General features: G+C 60.8%; 15 protein-coding genes. 4 read left to right on the top strand and 11 right to left on the bottom strand.

Annotated features, from left to right (window positions below; all coding sequences use genetic code 11):
* Positions 1-86: 86 nt before the first annotated feature.
* Positions 87-1,214: a branched-chain amino acid ABC transporter substrate-binding protein gene (locus tag ACIPQ1_RS08770; RefSeq protein ID WP_250963251.1), complete on the bottom strand. Its 1,128-nt coding sequence runs from the start codon at positions 1,212-1,214 to the stop codon at positions 87-89.
* 181 nt (positions 1,215-1,395) lie between these two features.
* Between ACIPQ1_RS08770 and ACIPQ1_RS08765 the strand changes: the two genes are divergently transcribed.
* Together ACIPQ1_RS08765 and ACIPQ1_RS08760 are read left to right on the top strand one after the other, a co-directional pair.
* Positions 1,396-1,557, top strand: coding sequence for a hypothetical protein (locus ACIPQ1_RS08765; protein ID WP_250963250.1), 162 nt, complete (start codon positions 1,396-1,398; stop codon positions 1,555-1,557).
* Positions 1,554-1,859 carry a DUF2288 domain-containing protein gene (locus ACIPQ1_RS08760; protein WP_014336893.1) on the top strand — a complete coding sequence of 102 codons (306 nt, stop codon included), beginning with the start codon at positions 1,554-1,556 and terminating at the stop codon, positions 1,857-1,859. Before ACIPQ1_RS08765 ends, ACIPQ1_RS08760 begins: the two co-directional genes overlap by 4 nt.
* Before the next feature lie 284 nt (positions 1,860-2,143).
* Here ACIPQ1_RS08760 and ACIPQ1_RS08755 read toward each other — a convergent pair whose 3' ends face one another.
* Together ACIPQ1_RS08755 and ACIPQ1_RS08750 are read right to left on the bottom strand one after the other, a co-directional pair.
* Complete coding sequence (locus ACIPQ1_RS08755; RefSeq protein WP_186708465.1) at positions 2,144-4,321, bottom strand: hypothetical protein; 2,178 nt, start codon at positions 4,319-4,321, stop codon at positions 2,144-2,146.
* A gap of 184 nt (positions 4,322-4,505) precedes the next feature.
* A complete protein-coding gene (locus ACIPQ1_RS08750; RefSeq protein ID WP_446533953.1) occupies positions 4,506-6,695 on the bottom strand; it encodes a putative bifunctional diguanylate cyclase/phosphodiesterase in 2,190 nt (729 codons plus the stop codon).
* Between the two features lie 289 nt (positions 6,696-6,984).
* On the opposite strand from ACIPQ1_RS08750, the gene ACIPQ1_RS08745 reads away from it, so the two are divergent.
* Positions 6,985-8,334, top strand: a complete 1,350-nt coding sequence (locus tag ACIPQ1_RS08745; protein ID WP_053119054.1) for a spinster family MFS transporter — start codon at positions 6,985-6,987, stop codon at positions 8,332-8,334.
* Between the two features lie 138 nt (positions 8,335-8,472).
* Here ACIPQ1_RS08745 and ACIPQ1_RS08740 read toward each other — a convergent pair whose 3' ends face one another.
* Both ACIPQ1_RS08740 and pobA read right to left on the bottom strand, forming a co-directional pair.
* Entirely contained in the window at positions 8,473-9,990 is a 1,518-nt protein-coding gene (locus ACIPQ1_RS08740; protein WP_446533952.1) for an MDR family MFS transporter, read from the bottom strand.
* 69 nt (positions 9,991-10,059) lie between these two features.
* Positions 10,060-11,250, bottom strand: a complete 1,191-nt coding sequence (gene pobA / locus ACIPQ1_RS08735; RefSeq protein ID WP_411386679.1) for a 4-hydroxybenzoate 3-monooxygenase — start codon at positions 11,248-11,250, stop codon at positions 10,060-10,062.
* Between the two features lie 175 nt (positions 11,251-11,425).
* Here pobA and ACIPQ1_RS08730 point away from each other — a divergent pair, with 175 nt between their 5' ends.
* The gene (locus ACIPQ1_RS08730; RefSeq protein ID WP_305482870.1) at positions 11,426-12,319 is read left to right on the top strand and encodes a helix-turn-helix domain-containing protein; all 894 of its coding nucleotides are present in this window, start codon (positions 11,426-11,428) and stop codon (positions 12,317-12,319) included.
* 7 nt (positions 12,320-12,326) lie between these two features.
* On the opposite strand, the gene ACIPQ1_RS08725 is transcribed toward ACIPQ1_RS08730, so the two are convergent.
* The 6 genes from ACIPQ1_RS08725 to arcD all read right to left on the bottom strand — a co-directional run bounded on the left by ACIPQ1_RS08725 (position 12,327) and on the right by arcD (position 18,026).
* Entirely contained in the window at positions 12,327-12,503 is a 177-nt protein-coding gene (locus tag ACIPQ1_RS08725) for a hypothetical protein (RefSeq protein ID WP_162843733.1), read from the bottom strand.
* 233 nt (positions 12,504-12,736) lie between these two features.
* Complete coding sequence (locus ACIPQ1_RS08720) at positions 12,737-13,096, bottom strand: DUF5064 family protein (RefSeq protein WP_250963244.1); 360 nt, start codon at positions 13,094-13,096, stop codon at positions 12,737-12,739.
* Between the two features lie 64 nt (positions 13,097-13,160).
* Positions 13,161-14,090 (bottom strand): carbamate kinase, encoded by a 930-nt coding sequence (gene arcC, locus ACIPQ1_RS08715; RefSeq protein WP_446533951.1) that lies wholly within the window; start codon positions 14,088-14,090, stop codon positions 13,161-13,163.
* A gap of 139 nt (positions 14,091-14,229) precedes the next feature.
* Complete coding sequence (locus ACIPQ1_RS08710; protein WP_446533950.1) at positions 14,230-15,240, bottom strand: ornithine carbamoyltransferase; 1,011 nt, start codon at positions 15,238-15,240, stop codon at positions 14,230-14,232.
* A gap of 70 nt (positions 15,241-15,310) precedes the next feature.
* Positions 15,311-16,567, bottom strand: coding sequence for an arginine deiminase (arcA, locus tag ACIPQ1_RS08705; protein WP_411386683.1), 1,257 nt, complete (start codon positions 16,565-16,567; stop codon positions 15,311-15,313).
* Between the two features lie 31 nt (positions 16,568-16,598).
* Complete coding sequence (gene arcD, locus ACIPQ1_RS08700) at positions 16,599-18,026, bottom strand: arginine-ornithine antiporter (protein ID WP_217884302.1); 1,428 nt, start codon at positions 18,024-18,026, stop codon at positions 16,599-16,601.
* Between the last annotated feature and the right edge of the window lie 13 nt (positions 18,027-18,039).

Here is an 18,039-nt window from a genome sequence, read left to right as displayed (position 1 = left end):
GCGGATCACGCCAGCGCGGCCCAATACATTTAAAACAAAGCCCACGGCACGCCGTGGGCTTTATTGGCAGTCAGTCAGGCCAGGCCTTACTGAGGCGAAGCTTCGGTTTTAGGTTTGCCGAAATGCCACTCGTAGACCACGAACTTGAAGTCCTTCAGGTCGCCGTTCTTGTCGAAGCTCAAGTCACCGGTAGGCGTCTTGAAGGTGCCGGCGTGGATGGCTTCAGCCACTTTGGTCGCGTCTTCGCTCTTGGCAGCCTTGATCGCGTCGGCGATCACGGTCACAGCGGAGTAGGACGGGAATACGAACGGACCGCTCGGGTCTTCTTTCTTGGCCTTGAACGCATCAGCCAGGGCAACGTTGGCCGGATCCTGGTCGAAGGATTTCGGCAGGGTCACCAGCAGGCCTTCGGAAGATTCCTTGGCGATTTGCGAGATGGAGTCGTTACCCACGCCTTCCGGACCCATGAACTTGGCCTTCAGGCCTTTTTCCTGGGATTGACGCAGGATCAGGCCCAGCTCCGGGTGGTAGCCGCCGTAGTAGACGAAGTCGACGTTGGCTTGCTTGAGCTTGGCGATCATCGAGGAGAAGTCTTTGTCGCCGGCGTTCACGCCTTCGAAGACGGCCACTTTCACGCCTTTGCCTTCGAGGGTTTTCTTCACGGCGCTGGCGATGCCTTCACCGTACTGCTGCTTGTCGTGCAGGACCGCAACGATCTTCGGCTTGACGTGGTCGGCGATGTAGTTGCCGGCCGCTGGGCCTTGGGCGCTGTCCAGGCCGATGGTACGGAAGATCATCTTGTAGCCGCGAGCGGTGATGTCCGGGCTGGTGGCCGCCGGAGTGATCATGATCACGCCTTCGTCTTCGTAGATGTCGGAAGCTGGCTGGGTGGAGCTGGAGCACAGGTGGCCGACCACGAACTTGATGCCGTCGTTGACGACTTTGTTCGCGACCGCGACCGCTTGTTTTGGATCACAGGCGTCATCGTATTCAACGGCGACCAGTTGCTTGCCGTCGACGCCGCCCTTGGCGTTGATCTGTTCGATGGCCATTTTCGCGCCACTGAACTGCATGTCGCCGTATTGGGCTACAGGGCCGGTTTTCGGGCCGGCGATGCCGATCTTGATGGTGTCGGCGGCAAACGAATGGCTGGCAACCCCGGCCAGAACCATAGCGGCAAACAGTTTGGAAATCTGCTTAGTAGCCTTAGTCATAGTGCTCCACTCATGCTGTTGTAGTTTTTATAGTCCTGGCGCCGTAGCAGCAGAACCGGGTCAGATATCTTGGATACCCTCGCGGAAAATGCCCCCGGCAACTGTACCGGTACAGTGTAGAGCGCCGATTGTTGGCAAGGGAAGCTGGCGCTTGGGGGCAAAACCTGGGGGTGTCGCTTAATTGAAAGAAAAAGACAGAATAGCGGCGGGGGTTGTCCGGTCGTTTCGGCAATCCTTGGCTTTCCTGCGCTTTTCAATCGGTGCTGCAATTGCTACCGGGTTTTTCTGCCAGACCACCGACGTTATCATTCGCGCCGATTTCTTTTCCGGACAGTTCCCATGAATCAAGAACCTAGCACCCTCTATGCCAAGCTGCTTGGTGAAACCGCATCCATCACTTGGAAAGAGCTGGAGCCGTTCTTTGCCAAGGGTGCCCTATTGTGGGTCGATCCGGCACTGGATCTGATCGCCGCCGCCGAGGCCGTTGCCCAGGACGAAGGTACCAAAGTCGCCGCCTGGCTGGCCGCCGACCAGCTCGCCAAGCTGTCTGAAACGCGGGCGCTGGATTTTTTGGAGCGTGATCCGCCGCTCTGGGCGGTAGTGGTTTCGCCCTGGATTATGATCCAGGAAAGGGCGTCGAATTGATCGATGCACCAAGTTGGTTCGCTCGTTGGCCTGATGGAAAGTGTGTAGGTGAGTAGCGTGATGCCAGCCTGCCGTGGCGAAACGCCACAGGGCAGGGTGACGTATACGTAACGGGAACAGTTCATTGAGCAGCCTTTGGGCTGCTTAATTGTTTCTGGATGTTGTTCAAGGTAGAGATTCAAGACCGCTATCGCGAGCAAGCTCGCTCCCACAATGAGCCTGTGCACAAAACCTGTGGGAGCGAGCTTGCTCGCGATTTGGGGCGAAACGGTTTCAAGCCAGCCTCAATAAGACCTGCCCGTATGGTTATTCAGGGAAATAACCTTGGTCTTGCCAATCCGGTGACGGTAAATCTCGCGCAGGTACTTGATCGACTTCTTAACGCAGTCCCGGGACAGGCGGATGTCGTTGATCGAGACAAACTTGTCCTTGTCGTTGATCAGCTCACGGTACTTCTTCTCATACATCGGCTTGATCGCGTACCAGTTGGTGTCGAGGATCTTCGCCGGGTTCTCGAACTCATTGAGCAACTCGTCGATGCGGGCTTCGTCGAAGTCTTCATTGATGATGAAGTCCAGGATCGAGTTGTCCAGGGTCTCGTCGAAGCGGTACGGGGTGCGGGCGAAGCAGCGCTTGATGAACGCCACGATCAGGGTCAGGAAGTCATCCGACAGGCACGGGCTCTTGGCGATCAGGGTGGTCAGCGACAGGTTGGCCGAGGCGCCGATCACCAGCGCGTAGCGCTTGAGCGTGGTATTGGGAAACAGGCTGTTGAGGTGGGTCTTGAGCCGGTTCAGGTCCATGTAGGACAGCTTGTAGTCCTTGGGCAAGGAGACAATGGACACCACCGACGAGCAATTCTTGAAGAAATGCAGGTCGTGCAACGCGGCGGCGTCGTAGCCGGAGTTCTTGTACTGCTCCAACGAGGCACGGTAGCGCTTGGATTCGATGGGCAACAGGCTGATGCCTTCGATGGCCTGGGTGACTTTGTTGAAGTGCGGCAAGTCGATGGAGCGGAAAAACAGGTCATCAATGTTCAGGCGTGGTGGCTCTTTCTCGAACACCTTGAACTTGTCGCCGCTCGGCGCCGGGGTTTCCGGGACGACGGACTCGGCGTAGGCAATCGCCACCGGGCCGGCCAGGCTCATGAACAGGTCGTTGGCGTCCAGGCGAATGGTTTCGCCGATGTCGATGCCGGCGCGACGGAAGTAGTTCTGGTCGTAGTCGGTGGTGACGGCCTGGGCCGTCAGGATGTTGAAGATCTGCTGGGAGATGTACTGGTTGGCGTGCTTCTCCATGGCATTGACATCAATGTTCTGGATGTTGCCGTCATCGCTTTCTTCGGCGTAGCGCATGATGTCGTTGGAGATCAGCATCATCGCGTTCCACGGGCGAATGCGCCCCATGACGCTGGCTTCGCTGCTGTCTTCGTTGGCGAAGTTGTACGAGAAATCCCATTCTTCCGACAGGTACTTGCACAGCAGGCGTCCGGCGTTGATGTGCAGCGCCTCGGACATTTCGCTGCGATGGTCGGAAATGTTCGGCAGCACGCAGATGCCGCTGGTGAAGATCGGCTCGAAGACGAAGGAATGACCGCTCTTGCTGTCGTGCTCGTCCATCGGTTTTGTGTCGAACGTCTTGTTCATGTACGAATATTGCTGGGCCAGGCCGAACTCCGAGGCCATGCCCGAACCGGTACCGCCGCCGGCGCTGAAGATCGAGAAATACAGGCGCGACTGGTTGGCCTTGATGCCGCAGCTGTCGATCAGGTACGAGTGGATCATTTTCCAGTCGGGGCTGGAGAAACGCTGGGTGTCCTTGTTCAGGATGATCTTGGCCAGGTACTGGCCGAGGATCGGCGCGTTACCGGCGCCACCGGCGTGGACTTCCGACAGGTCCATGATTTTCATTTTGCTGTAGTCGCGCAAAAAGCCGCTTTTCTCGCCCTTGCGCGAGAAACGGATGCGCCCGGCGATGTCCTTGTCCAAGTCGCCGAGCATGACCAGCGGTTCCACCAGGAATACCGGTTTGCTGGCCTTGCTGGTGCCCAGGCGCAGGTTGTTGCGGATCCACTGTGCGGGGCTGTAGCCCTTGTCGCTGTAGCCTTTGTCTTCGGCGTTGAACTCGTTGAGGTAGAACTTGCGGGCGTTGTACACCAGCTCGGCCACGTCCAGGGCGATGTTGGAGCCGCAGCGACCCAGGCCGATCAGGCACACCGACGGGAACTCCTGCTGGGCACGGTCGAATTCGTCGTCCACCAGGTGCGGTGGGCGCGGGAACACGGTGTCACGCAGACCATCGAGGTTGTCGAGGATACGGTCGGTATTGGTTTCGGTGAAATACAGGTACTGCTGGGTCGACAGAGGGCGCGGAGGGGGCGATGGCTTCGAGACTTCAGGGCCGTTGGCGGCCGGGCTCAAGGTCAGATCGGATACCGCAGTGGCTGTTTTTTTTGAGGTCATTGTGCGCCGTATGCCTGTAGTGGTCGGCTCGGCGACAAGCTGTCATCGAGTCATCACGGAATGGGATCGCGTCTTCCTGCTGCGCGAATGTGGCCCCAGCGTCAGGGGCTGGCCTGAACGTCCCTGGGGAGTCCTTCAATCATGTTGAATCGGCCAACATTCGTTGTTCTTTAATCAATGAAGGCTAAATGATGGCGGTGACGTTGTTCATGTGCGTGCGTTGATTGATTTCGGTCACCACTGCCGGCAATTCAGCCAGCGGTACCGGGCGGCTGAGCAGGTAGCCTTGAATGAAGTCACAGCCATGGCCTTCGAGAAAGTCATACTGCTCGAAGGTTTCGACGCCATCGGTGGCGACTTGTAAATGCAGGGCATGGGCCATGACGATAATAGCCTGGACGATTTCCATGTCCTGGGGCGTCGTGGCAATGTCCTGGATGAATGAACGGTCGATCTTCAACGTGTCCAGTGGCAGGCGCCTGAGGTAGGACAGGGATGAATAGCCGGTGCCGAAGTCGTCGATCGACAATGAGACCCCAAGGGCTCGAATCTGCCGCAGCAGAATGAGGGTCTTGGGAAGATCCCCCATCAGCGCGCTTTCGGTCACTTCCAATTCCAGTCGCTGTGGCGCCACCCCGCTGACGCGAAGGGTGTGTTCGATTTCGTCAGCCAGTTCTTCTCGCGCCAGGTTCAGGGGCGAGCAGTTCACGGCGATTCTGAGCGTTGCGCAATCGCAGTGGGACAATGCGCCCAAGTCTTCGCAGGCCTTGCGCAGCACCCAGTTGTCCAGTTCGGTCATCAGGTCGTTGGCTTGCGCGATGCCAACGAACCGATCCGGCGTCAGCAATCCATGTACCGGGTGCTGCCAGCGAACCAGTGCTTCAAGTTTGGTAACACGACCGACTCTCAAGTCATAGATCGGTTGGTAATACAGCATCAACCCGGTGCCTTTGCGCAGGGCGTAACGCAACTCTTCTTCGAGCTGCAGTTCCAGAGTGGCGCGGGTCGTAAGGTGTGGACTGAAAAAATGCAGCCCGTTACGGCCGCTGTCCTTGGACTGGTACAGCGCCAGGTCGGCATTCTTCAGCAGTTCTTCGCATGTCTTGCCATCTTCCGGAAACAGGCTGATGCCGATGCTGGTGGTCATGACCACGCGCCGTCCGGACAATTCGATGGGCTCTTTCATTTTGGACATGATTCGCTGAGCCATCAGCCGCGCTTCTTCACGGTCCTGCAAGCTGGTGAGGAGGCAGAATTCGTCGCCTCCGAAACGCGCCACCACGTCATCCTGGCTGCGCACCGAGGCCTTGATGTAGCTGGCCAGGGCTTTGAGCAGTTCATCGCCGGCATCATGGCCCAGGCTGTCATTGATTCGTTTAAAGTGGTCGATATCGAGAAACATCACCGCCAGCATGCCGCCTTTGCGGGTGTTCTCGATGAGCTTTTCGGCAAAGACCTGGTTGAAGCCGCGGCGGTTGAGCAGATTGGTCAAGGGGTCGTAGTGGGCCACCTGTTGCAGCGACAGACGTGCCTGATCCAGTTCACTGACCAGGGTGTTGACCCGCTGCAGATCGTGCTCCTTGTGTTGCAGCTTCTTGTCCGCCAGTGCGGCACCGATGCTGCTGCCGATGATCAGCAGCGTTATCAGCGCGACGGTCAGTCCGATTTGCTGGTGATTGTTGCCGCCGGACGGCGAATGAAGGTTGCCCTCGGGAAGCACTAGGCTGAGCGCCGCCATGCCGGTGAAATGCATGCTGACGATGCCGGCCCCGAGTACCAGGCTGGCAATGTATTTGAGCTGTTTATGGACGATGCCGGTGCCATCGCGCAGGTGACTGGCAATCAGCAGGGCGGCCAGGCTGGCACCGATGGCGATGATGACGGAGAGCGCGAAGAGGGCCGGTTGGTAGTAGATCATCGCATTGGATCGCAGGGCGGCCATGCCCACGTAGTGCATGATCGCAATGCCCAGGCCGATCCACACCGCGGCCTGCAGGTACTGCCGGAATTTCAGCTCAGGGTGGCTGAGGGTGTGCATGGCCAGCCACGAGGCGGTCAGGGCAAATAACAGCGAGAGCAGGGTGGTGGGCAGGTGATAATGGATTTCGATCGGTGCCTGGAACGCCAACATGCTGATGAAGTGCATGGACCAGATACCGCCCGCCAGACAGCCGGCGCCCACCCAGCGCCAGAGCCGGCGGGACGCGGTTTTTGTCACGTTCCCGACCCGTTCGGTCATATCCAGCGTGGCGAAACTGGCCGTGCAGGCCACCAGATAGGCCAGTAACACCAGGAAAGGGTTATGGCTGCAATCGAGTATGACCTGCCCGCTTGCGGGCAGTTCGGTCATGAAATGTAAACCAAGCCACTCCATAGCTCGTTCCATCCCTTGGTAATCCGGCCTTCGCGGTGGGCACTGGCCAGCACGGGTAATGTCAGTGGCGTTGCACGGTATCCAACGTAGCGTAGTAGCATTTTGGTTTCAGGGTTGGAAATAGCGGTTGGAACGCTTGAAAAAACATTGTTGGAGATAACCGCTGCCATGGATGGATATCAGCCCTGCGAATAGTTACAGACAGCGCTGGCGGGCATGACTAGATTGTCGGTTCCGGGCTCGAGCGCGTTGGCAATGAAGCCCCAAAACAATAAAAAGAGACGGACCCATGCAGAACTCGACCCAAGCGGCGAATGCCTGGCGCATTCTGTTCCTGTTGTTCCTGGCCAACCTGTTCAATTTCTTCGACCGCACCATCCCGGCGATCATCATTGAGCCGATCCGCATGGAATGGAGCCTCAGTGACTTCCAGATCGGCATCATCGGCACCGCGTTCACCATCGTTTATGCCATTGCCGGCCTGCCCCTGGGGCGCATGGCCGATAACGGTTCGCGCAGCAAATTGATGGGCTGGGGGCTTGCGGCTTGGAGCGGGCTGACGGCGGTGAACGGCCTGGTCGGCAGTTTCTGGGCGTTTTTGGTGGTGCGCATGGGCGTCGGCATCGGCGAGGCCAGCTACGCGCCGGCGGCCAACTCCTTGATTGGCGATCTGTTCCCGGCCCATCGTCGAGCGCGGGCCATGGGCATTTTCATGCTCGGGCTGCCGCTGGGGCTGCTGCTGGCGTTTTTCACCATCGGCGCGATGGTCAAGGCCTTCGACAGCTGGCGCGCGCCGTTCTTCATCGCGGCGGTGCCTGGGCTGGTGCTGGCGGTGTTCATGTTTTTCATCAAGGAGCCCAAGCGCGGCGCGGCGGAAACCGTGCAGGTGTCCCAGGAAAAGATCGACAAGCCGGTCCGCCGGGTGCTGGCGATTCCGACCTTTCTTTGGCTGGTGCTGGCGGGGCTGTGCTTCAACTTCGCCACCTATGCCTGCAACTCATTCCTGGTGCCGATGCTGCAGCGTTATTTCCTGATGCCGCTGCACGAGGCGGCCGTGGCGACCGGGATCATGGTGGGCGTGACGGGCTTGTTCGGGCTCACCCTGGGCGGCTGGGTCGCAGACAAGATCCACCAGCGCGTGCCCAACGGCCGCCTGCTGTTTGCCGCGTTCAGCCTGGCGATTTCGACGGTCACCACGGCGTGGGCCCTGCATGCCGGGCGCATAGAAATCGGTGTGTTCGTGGCGGTGTTCAGTGTGGGTTGGCTGTTTGCCTATAACTTTTACACCTGCGTCTACACCGCGATCCAGGACGTGGTGGAGCCGCGCCTGCGCGCCACGGCGATGGCGTTGTACTTTGCCGGGCTGTATTTGCTCGGCGGCGGCCTGGGGCCGGTGGTGGTGGGCGGCTTGTCCGACTACTTCGCCCGCACGGCCATGGCGACCGCAGGCGCCCCGCAGATGACCGAAGCCTTCAAGGCCATCGGCCTGCATGACGCGATGTACCTGATCCCGGTGGCACTGCTCCTGACCATGGTGTTCCTGTTCCTGGCGTCACGCTGCTTCGTGCGCGATGCCAAGCGGATGAAGGATGGGATGAGTGCAGTGGTGGTGCCGGAGGGGGTGGTGGCGACAGCCTAGTGAGATTTTGTGACAACGATGCTTTTGTGGCGAGGGAGCTTGCTCCCGCTCGGTTGCGCAGCGACCGCACCATTTTTGGGGCCGCTTCGCGGCCCAGCGGGAGCAAGCTCCCTCGCCACAGAGGTGGTGTGTTACAGGTTATCCAGCCTTGTCATCCCGCCCCCGCAACAGGCGATTAGGCATCGCCACCGCTGCGGCCAACCCCAGCAGCGACACCGCCGCGCTGATCAGCAGCAAATGCCGGAACGTCGCCTGCAACGCCTGGCGCAAGGCATGCTGCGCCTCGCCCGGGGCAGCATTGAGGCCGTCGAGCAAGACGTTGCCGGAATGCCCTTCGCCGAGCGGCGACGAACCGGTGAGCTGGGCGAAGCTTGAATCCTGCAGCAGGGCCAGCAGCAACGCCGACATCAGGGCCACGCCCACCGCGCCGCCGAGGGAGCGGAACAGGTTGGTGGTGCTGGTGGCGACGCCGATGTCCTGTTGCTGCACGGCGTTTTGCGAACCCACCAGCGATGTGGGGAATTGCATGCCGGAGGCGATGCCGCTGAGCAGCATGAACAGGCTGCTGAGCCAGAACGCGTCAGGCGCGGTGAAGGCCATGCCGAGGATCGCGAATGGAAAGAGCAGGGCGCCGCTGAGGATCATCGGTTTGTAGCGCCCCGTGACCGAGGTTCGGCGGCCGGCGAAATACGCGCCGATCGGCAGCCCCATCGCCAGCGGCAACAAGTGCAACGCCGCGCTGTCGGCACCGGCGCCGGTCACGCTCTGGAAGCGCAGCGGCACCAGCACCGTCAGGGAAATCGCCTGGAAACTGGTGAAGAACACCGTGCACCAGCACAGCACCGCGCTGCGGTTGGCGAACAGGTGCATCGGCAGCAACGGTTCCCGAGCCCGGCGCTCGTGCCAGGCGAACATCCCCAGCGCTACCCCCGCGCAACCCAGCAACCCCAGCACTTCAGGGCTGTGCCAGGCATGGCCTTGGCCGACCTGGGTTATCCCCAGCAACAATGCCGTCAGGCCGATGATCAGCAACACGGTGCCCAGGTAATCGATGATTGGCGTGCGTTGCGGTACTGGCAGCCCGACCAGGGTGCGCCGGGCCACCCACCAGGCCACGAGGCCCAGTGGCAGGTTGACCCAGAACACCCAGCGCCACGACAGGTATTCGGTCATGTAGCCACCGAGCACCGGCCCGGCCACGCTGGCCACCGCGTACATGCTGCTGAAATACCCCTGGTAGCGACCCCGCTCCCGGGGCGGGATGATGTCGCCGATGATCGCCTGGCTCACCGAAATCATCCCGCCGGCGCCGATGCCCTGGAGAATTCGCGCCAGTACCAGTTGTTCCATGTTTTGCGCCAGGCCACAGAACAGCGAGGCCAGGGTGAACAGGCCCATGCCGAACAACATCAGCGGTCGGCGGCCATAAAGGTCACCGAGCTTGCCGTAGATCGGCACCGCCACGGTCATGGCGACCATGTAGCCGGAAATCACCCAGGCCAGCAGGCTGACGTCGGCGAATTGTGCGGAGATGGCCGGCATCGAGACGGCGACGATGGTCTGGTCCAGGGCACCGAGGAAAATCGCCAGCATCAGGGCAACCAGTACGCTGCGGATGGCCGGTTTTGGGGCTTGGTGCGTATTGAGCTGAGTCACGACAGAACCTGCGGGCGTCGCGCCAAAGAGGCGAATGGGACGAAGCCCGCAGTTTAAGTCGATAGGCGGCTATTCGATAGCCTCGTAAGGAAGCCCGACGTAATTTTCCGCAATGGTTTTTCGACCGGCCTCGGAGTCGAGGAAATACTCCAGTTCGGCTTCGCTGATGCGCTGGTTGAAGGCGTCGTCGTCGAAGCGGTGCAGCATCGACGTCATCCACCAGGAGAACCGCTCGGCTTTCCACACGCGTCGCAGGCAGATGGCCGAATATTGTTCCAGCAAGTCCACACGGCCGTCGCGATAGACCTTGAGCAAGATGTTGAACAGCGTGCTGACATCGCTGGCCGCCAGGTTCAAGCCCTTGGCCCCCGTCGGTGGGACGATGTGGGCCGCATCGCCCACCAGGAACATCCGCCCATACTGCATCGGTTCGACCACGAAGCTACGCAGGGGCGCGATGCTTTTTTCGATGGAGGGGCCGGTCACTAGGGCGTCGGCCAGGTCGGCGGGCAGGCGGTTTTTCAGTTCACCCCAGAAGCGCTCGTCCGGCCAGTCGGCGACGTGTTCCTCGGCGGGGACTTGCAGGTAATAACGGGTGCGGGTCTTGGAGCGCATGCTGCACAGGGCAAAACCGCGGTCGTGCCGCGCGTAGACCAGCTCCTCGTGCACCGGCGGGGTGTCGGCCAGTACGCCGAGCCAGCCAAACGGGTAGACGCGCTCGAAGACCTTGAGCTTTTCCGCTGGAATGGACTGGCGGGCCACGCCGTGGAAACCGTCGCAACCGGCAATGTAGTCGCAGTCCAGGCGCCAGGCTTGCCCTTCATGTTCGAAGGTCACGAAGGGGTGTTCGGTTTGCATGTCGTGGGGCTGGGCGTCGCTGGCCAGGTACAGGGTGCGGGCGCCGGCGGCTTCGCGGGCGGCCATCAAGTCACGGGTGACTTCGGTCTGGCCGTAGACCATGACGTTTTTACCGCCGGTCAGGCCCTTGAGGTCGATGTGTACCCGCCGATCGTTGAGCACCAGTTCAAAGCCGTCATGGGGCAGGCCTTCGGCGTCCATGCGCTGGCCAACGCCGGCCTGGCGCAGCAGCTCGACCATGCCTTGCTCCAGCACACCGGCGCGGATGCGACCCAAGACATAGTCCGGGGCCTGGCGTTCGAGGATGACAGTGTCGATCCCGGCGTTGTGCAACAACTGGCCGAGCAGCAGGCCAGAGGGGCCGGCGCCGATGATAGCGACTTGGGTCTTGAGGGTTTTCATTGTTCTTATGACTCGCACGAAGCACGCGACCAGGGTCGGTGTTGATTGTTATGGACCGAGTGCCTGCATTTTTCGCTTGCGGACCTGTCAGTTGAAGGGGAAAACTGAGCCGATACCTGTTCTTTTCGCCAATTGGTGCGATTATCGCCCGCAACCCCAGGCCCGGATCCACGTTATGAAAAAACCTGACCTGCCTTCGATCCCGGTGTTCAAGCTCTACGGTGAGAGCCAGGAATGGCCGACGCCGGATCTGCTGCATTGCGAGACCATCTCCAAGCGCAGCCGCGAGCATCAATGGGAAATCAAGCCCCATCGGCACGCCGACCTGTGCCAGTTGCTGTTTGTCTTCAAGGGCCAGGCGGAACTGGAAATCGAAGGCCGGCGCACGCAACTCACCGAGCCGGCCGTGCAGATCCTGCCGCCGCTGTCGGTCCATGGCTTTCGTTTTTCCGAGGATGTGGAAGGTTACGTGGTGACGCTGGCGGCGCCGCTGGTCACGCACCTGCAAGCGCAGCTGGGGCATTCGGTCAATGTGCTGGCCCAGGCCGAAAGCTACCCGGCCCTTGAGAATGCCGAGTACCTCAACAGCCTGTTCAGCGCCTTGCAGAATGAGTACATGGGGCATCAACCGGCCCGGGAAATGCTGATGCATGCGCTGGTCAGCGTGATCATGGTCTGGGTCAGCCGCCAGGTGATGCAGCGCCACACCCAGGCCCAGCGCCCGCAACGGGCCCGGGAGTACCTCAACGGTTTCATTCAGTTGGTGGAAGAAACCTATCGCGAGCACGTCAAGGTCGAAGACCTGGCCCATCGCCTGGGCATTTCCGTGTCGCACCTCAACGGCACCTGTCGCGAACTGGCGGGGCAGCCAGCGTTGCAGATCATGCATGAGCGCCAGTTGCTGGAAGCCAAGCGCCTGCTCACCTACACGGGCATGACCATCTACGAGATTTCCGAACTGCTCGGGTTTTCCGACCCGACCAACTTCACTCGGCTGTTCCGTCGGCGCGTCGGTATCTCGCCCAAGGCGTTCCGGGACCGGCTCAAGACCGATCAACAGGACGACTGACCACGCCTCAGCGCAGGGCGTTCAGGGTTGCGCTATGGGGGATGCAGCGTTCGAAATTGCAGCTGGCATATTCACGGGGCAGTTGCCTGGCCTGCTCGACCCGGTAGGCCGCAGTGCCATACAGCGCAAGCGTAGCGGCGCAAGTGACGAAAATGGCGAGGCGTCTTCTTGTTTTGATGTTCATGGCGGTGACCTCTGAACGAATACCCGGGGGTACTGTATTCAGCATAGGTCAGCTATAGCGAGTTGCCAGCCAGGCAGGTCTTGTAAGTGACTCGGTATTCAGAATGCTGATATCCCTTGTGGGAGCGAGCTTGCTCGCGATGAGGGCGGGTCAGTCCCCTGTATGTCGACTGATCTACCGCTATCGCGAGCAAGCTCGCTCCCACAGGGAATTGGAGTGGACTTTTAACCGGGTTATTCCAGGTGCTCCGGCTTCATCGGGTCGCCCGGCTTGACGTCCAGTTGATGGCGCACGTCTTCGAACATTTCGTCGTAGTACTTGTGCATCGAACCGATGCTGGCAGCCTTGGGCAGGCCGTATTTCTGGGCGATGCGCGTGGCATGGCGGGCGAAGTCGAAGGCTTGGTCCTTGGCCAGGAAAAAGGTCTCGTCCAGGGTTTTTTCTTCCACCGTGCCGTGCAGTTGGAACGACATGCCCGTCTCGCCCTTGTCGTTCTGATCGAGCTTGTAGTCGATGCACAGGTTGTAGCTGAAATCATCCTTGTTCAGCGCATGGCGTTCCATGTGCAGGTGACCGGGTTTGAACGTGGCCATAAACGACTCTCCTTCGAAGGCATGGAGAACGGCAGACACCGTGCCTGCCGCATAAGTTTTCCCGTTAGCGATAAACAATGCCCGGCGTCGCCGTGCTGATGCGCGTGCCGGCGGTGCCCTGGACGATAGCATCGATGTCCGACAGCGACCCGATCACCGCGACCTTGCCGGTGTTGCGCGCGAATTCACAGGCGGCCTGCACCTTCGGCCCCATGGAACCGGCGGCGAAGCCGAGCCGTTCCAGTTCGTCGGGATGGGCCTGGGCGATGGCTTTCTGGGTCGGCTTGCCAAAGTCGATGAACGCGGCGTTGACGTCGGTGGCGATCACCAGCAGATCGCTTTCCAGCTGTTCGGCCAGCAGCGCCGAGCACAGGTCCTTGTCGATCACCGCTTCCACGCCTTGCAGCTTGCCGTCGGCGTCGTATATCGTCGGGATGCCGCCACCGCCGGCGCAGATCACGATACTGCCTTTTTCCAGCAACCATTTGATCGGGCGGATTTCAAAGATGCGCTTGGGCCTGGGGCTGGCGACCACGCGACGGAACTTGTCGCCGTCCGGGGCGATGGCCCAGCCTTTTTCAGCGGCCAGTGCCTGTGCTTCTTCCCGGCTGTAGACCGGGCCGATGGGCTTGGTGGGGGTTTGGAAGGCCGGGTCGTTGGCGTCCACTTCAACCTGGGTCAGGAGCGTGGCGAAGGGGACTTCGAAATCCAGCAGATTGCCCAGTTCCTGTTCGATGATGTAGCCGATCATGCCCTCGGTTTCGGCGCCGAGCACGTCCAGCGGATACGGCGTGACCGAGGTGTAGGCCGCCGCCTGCAGCGACAGCAGGCCGACTTGCGGGCCGTTGCCGTGGGCGATGACCAGTTGGTTGCCGGGGTGGATCTTGGCGATCTGTTCGGTCGCGGTGCGGATGTTGCTGCGTTGATTGGCTGCGGTCATGGGTTCACCCCGACGCAGGAGGGCGTTACCGCCCAGGGCAACGACGATGCGCATGGTGCTGTCCTTTAAAAAATGGATCGAACAACCTGATTCCCTTGTGGGAGCGAGCTTGCTCGCGATGACAGCGGCACATCCAACATCAATGCAAGCTGACACTTCGCCATCGCGAGCAAGCTCGCTCCCACAGTGGGTTCTAGATATCCGCCAACGCCGCCACCAGGATCGCCTTGATGGTGTGCATGCGATTTTCCGCCTGCTCGAAGGCGATGTTGGCCGGGGATTCGAACACCTCCTCGGTCACTTCCACGCCGTTGGCCAGGTTCGGGTAGCGTGCGGCGATGTCCTTGCCGACCTTGGTTTCACTGTTATGGAACGCCGGCAGGCAGTGCATGAATTTCACCCGTGGGTTGCCCGACGCCTTCATCATCTGCGCGTTGACCTGGTAGGGCAGCAATTGCTCGATGCGCTCATCCCAGGCTTCAACCGGCTCGCCCATGGACACCCAGATGTCGGTGTGGATGAAGTCCACGCCCTTGACGGCTTCCCTCGGGTCTTCGGTGATGGTCAGGCGGGCGCCACTTTCGGCGGCGAAGGCCTGGCACTGGTCGATGAAATCCTGGTGCGGCCACAAGGCTTTTGGCGCGCCGATGCGCACGTCCATGCCCAGCTTCGCGCCGATCATCAGCAACGAATTGCCCATGTTGTAGCGGGCATCGCCCAGGTAGGCGTAGCTGATGTCATGCAGCGGCTTGTCGCTGTGTTCGCGCATGGTCAGGGTGTCGGCGATCATTTGGGTGGGATGGAATTCGGCGGTCAGGCCGTTGAACACCGGCACCCCGGCGAACGTGGCCAACTCCTCGACGATCTCCTGTTCGAAGCCACGGTATTCGATGGCGTCGAACATCCGCCCCAGGACTCGGGCGGTGTCTTTCATGCTTTCCTTGTGGCCGATCTGCGACGACACCGGGTCGATGTAGGTGACGTGGGCGCCCTGGTCGTGGGCGGCGACTTCGAAGGCGCAGCGGGTGCGGGTCGAGGTTTTCTCGAAGATCAGCGCGATGTTCTTGCCCTTGAGGTGCGGCTGTTCGGTGCCGGTGTACTTGGCACGCTTGAGGTCGCGGGACAGGTCCAGCAGAAAGTGCAGCTCGCGGTGGGTGTGGTGCATCAGGCTCAGCAGGCTGCGGTTGCGCATGTTGAACGCCATGGTGTGGATCTCCTCTGGTGTAGGTTATCCCCAAGACCGATTCCGGATAAGGAACGGCCTCGGCTCGAAGTCAGTAATCGATCGGGTCGCGGATGATCGGGCAGGTCATGCAATGGCCACCGCCCCGGCCCCGGCCCAGTTCGCTGGCGCTGATGGTGATGACTTCCACGCCGGCCTTGCGCAGGAGGGTATTGGTGTAGGTGTTGCGGTCATAGCCGATCACCACGCCCGGTTCCACCGCCACGACGTTGTTGCCGTCGTCCCACTGCTCGCGTTCGGCGGCGAAGCTGTTGCCGCCGGTTTCCACGACTCGCAACGCGGGTAGCTTGAGGGCGGCGGCCACGGTGTCGAGGAAGCTGCCGTCCTCGCGGCGCACGTCGATGCCGCCAGGCTTGCTCTCGTCAGGGCGCAGGGAGAAGGCGACGATCTGGCTCACCACTTCGGGGAATACCGTGACCAGGTCGCGGTCGCAGAAACTGAACACGGTATCCAGGTGCATGGCGGCCCGGGATTTCGGCAAGCCGGCGACAATCACCCGTTCCACCGCGTTGTGCTTGAACAGGTTCAGCGCCAACTGGCCGATGGCTTGGCGGGACGAGCGCTCGCCCATGCCGATCAACACCACGCCGTTGCCAATGGGCATGACATCGCCGCCTTCAAGAGTGGCGTTGCCGTGGTCCTGGTCCGGGTCCCCATACCAGACTTGGAAGTCCGCGTGGGTGAACTCCGGATGGAATTTATAGATGGCGCTGGCCAGCAGGGTTTCCTGTCGGCGCGCCGGCCAGTACATCGGGTTCAAGGTCACGCCGCCGTAGATCCAGCACGTGGTGTCGCGGGTGAACTGGGTATTGGGCAACGGCGGCAGGATAAAGCTGGAGTGTCCGAGAAAGTCGCGGAACATCTGGATAGTCTTGCCACCGAAGCTGTCCGGCAGGTCATCGGCCGAGACGCCGCCGATGAGGAATTCGGCGATGTGGCGCGGTTCCAGGCTGCGCAGCCACGAACCGACTTCATTCACCAGGCCCAGGCCCACCGAGTTGGCGCTGATCTTGCGCTGGAGGATCCAGTCCAGGGCTTCGGGGATGGCGACGATGTCGGTCAGCAGGTTGTGCATTTCCAGCACATCGATATCACGCTCGCGCAGCTTGGTGACGAAATCGAAATGGTCGCGCTTGGCCTGGTTGACCCAGATCACATCGTCGAACAGCAGCTCGTCGCAGTTGTTCGGGGTCAGCCGCTGGTGGGCCAGGCCCGGGGAACAGACCATGACTTTACGCAGTTTGCCGGCTTCGGAATGAACGCCGTACTTCACTTTTTCCGTGGTCATTACACATCCTCCCGTTAAAACAATCAGCCAACTACAAGGTCAGGAAGCCGTCGTAGAGCCCGTAGGCGGCCACGAGGGCGCCTGCGACCACCGCGGCGAAAATCAGCTTCTCGACAGAGGTGAAAATCGGTTTGCCCAACTCGCGCTTGGCCTTGGCGAACAGGATCGCGCCGGGGGCGTAGAGTAGGGCAGAGAGCAGCAGGTACTTGATGCCGCCGGCATACAGCAGCCACACCGCATAGATCAGGGCGATGGCCCCGATGACCAGGTCCTTGCGCCGCTCGGCCGCGAAGCCTTCATAGGTCTCGCCACGCACCGCCAGCAGCAGCGCATAGGCCGCCGACCAGAGGTACGGCACGAGGATCATCGAGGTGGCGAGGTAGATCAGTGACAGGTAGGTGCTGGCCGAGAACAGGGTTATGACCAGAAACAGCTGGACCATCGCATTGGTCAGCCACAGGGCGTTGGCCGGTACGTGGTTGGCGTTCTCCCGGCGCAGGAACTCGGGCATGGTGTGGTCTTTGGCGGCGGCAAACATGATCTCGGCGCACAGCAATACCCAGGACAGCAGGGCGCCGAGCAGCGAGATGATCAGGCCGACGCTGATCAGCACCGCCCCCCAATGCCCGACGACATGTTCCAGCACGGCGGCCATGGACGGGTTCTGCAACTTCGCCAGTTCAGGCTGGGTCATGATGCCCAGGGACAGCACGTTCACCAGCACCAGGAACAGCAGCACGGTGATAAAACCGATGACGGTGGCCTTGCCGACGTCGCTGCGTTTCTCGGCCCGGGCGGAAAAAATGCTCGCGCCCTCGATGCCGATGAACACCCACACGGTGACCAGCATCATCTTGCGCACCTGGTTCATCACGCTGCCCAGGTCCGGGTTCATCGTGCCCCAGATGTCCCGGGTGAAGATCTCGAGCTTGAAAGCGAACAGGGCGATCAGCACGAACAGCACCAGCGGCACGATCTTGGCGACGGTGGTGACCAGGTTGATGAACGCGGCTTCCTTGATGCCGCGCAGCACCAGGAAATGCACTGCCCACAGCAGCACGGAGGCGCCGATTACCGCCGCGACGGTATTGCCCTCACCAAAGATCGGGAAGAAGTAGCCCAAGGTGCTGAACAGCAGCACGAAGTAACCGACGTTGCCCAGCCAGGCGCTGATCCAGTAGCCCCAGGCCGACGAAAAACCCATGTAGTCGCCGAACCCGGCCTTGGCGTAGGCATACACGCCGCCGTCCAGATCAGGCTTGCGGTTGGCCAGGGTCTGGAACACGAAGGCCAGGGTCAGCATGCCGACGGCGGTGATGGCCCAACCGATCAGCACCGCGCCGACATCGGCACTGGCTGCCATGTTTTGTGGCAGGGAAAAGATTCCCCCGCCGATCATTGAGCCGACGACCAATGCAACCAACGCACCCAATCGAAGTTTTCCGGGCGTATCAGACATGTACGAGACTCCA

It is taken from the genome of Pseudomonas sp. LARHCG127, from assembly GCF_052871455.1.
Note: the sequence above shows the minus strand (reverse complement) of the source record. Positions and strands in the feature narration are given on the sequence as shown.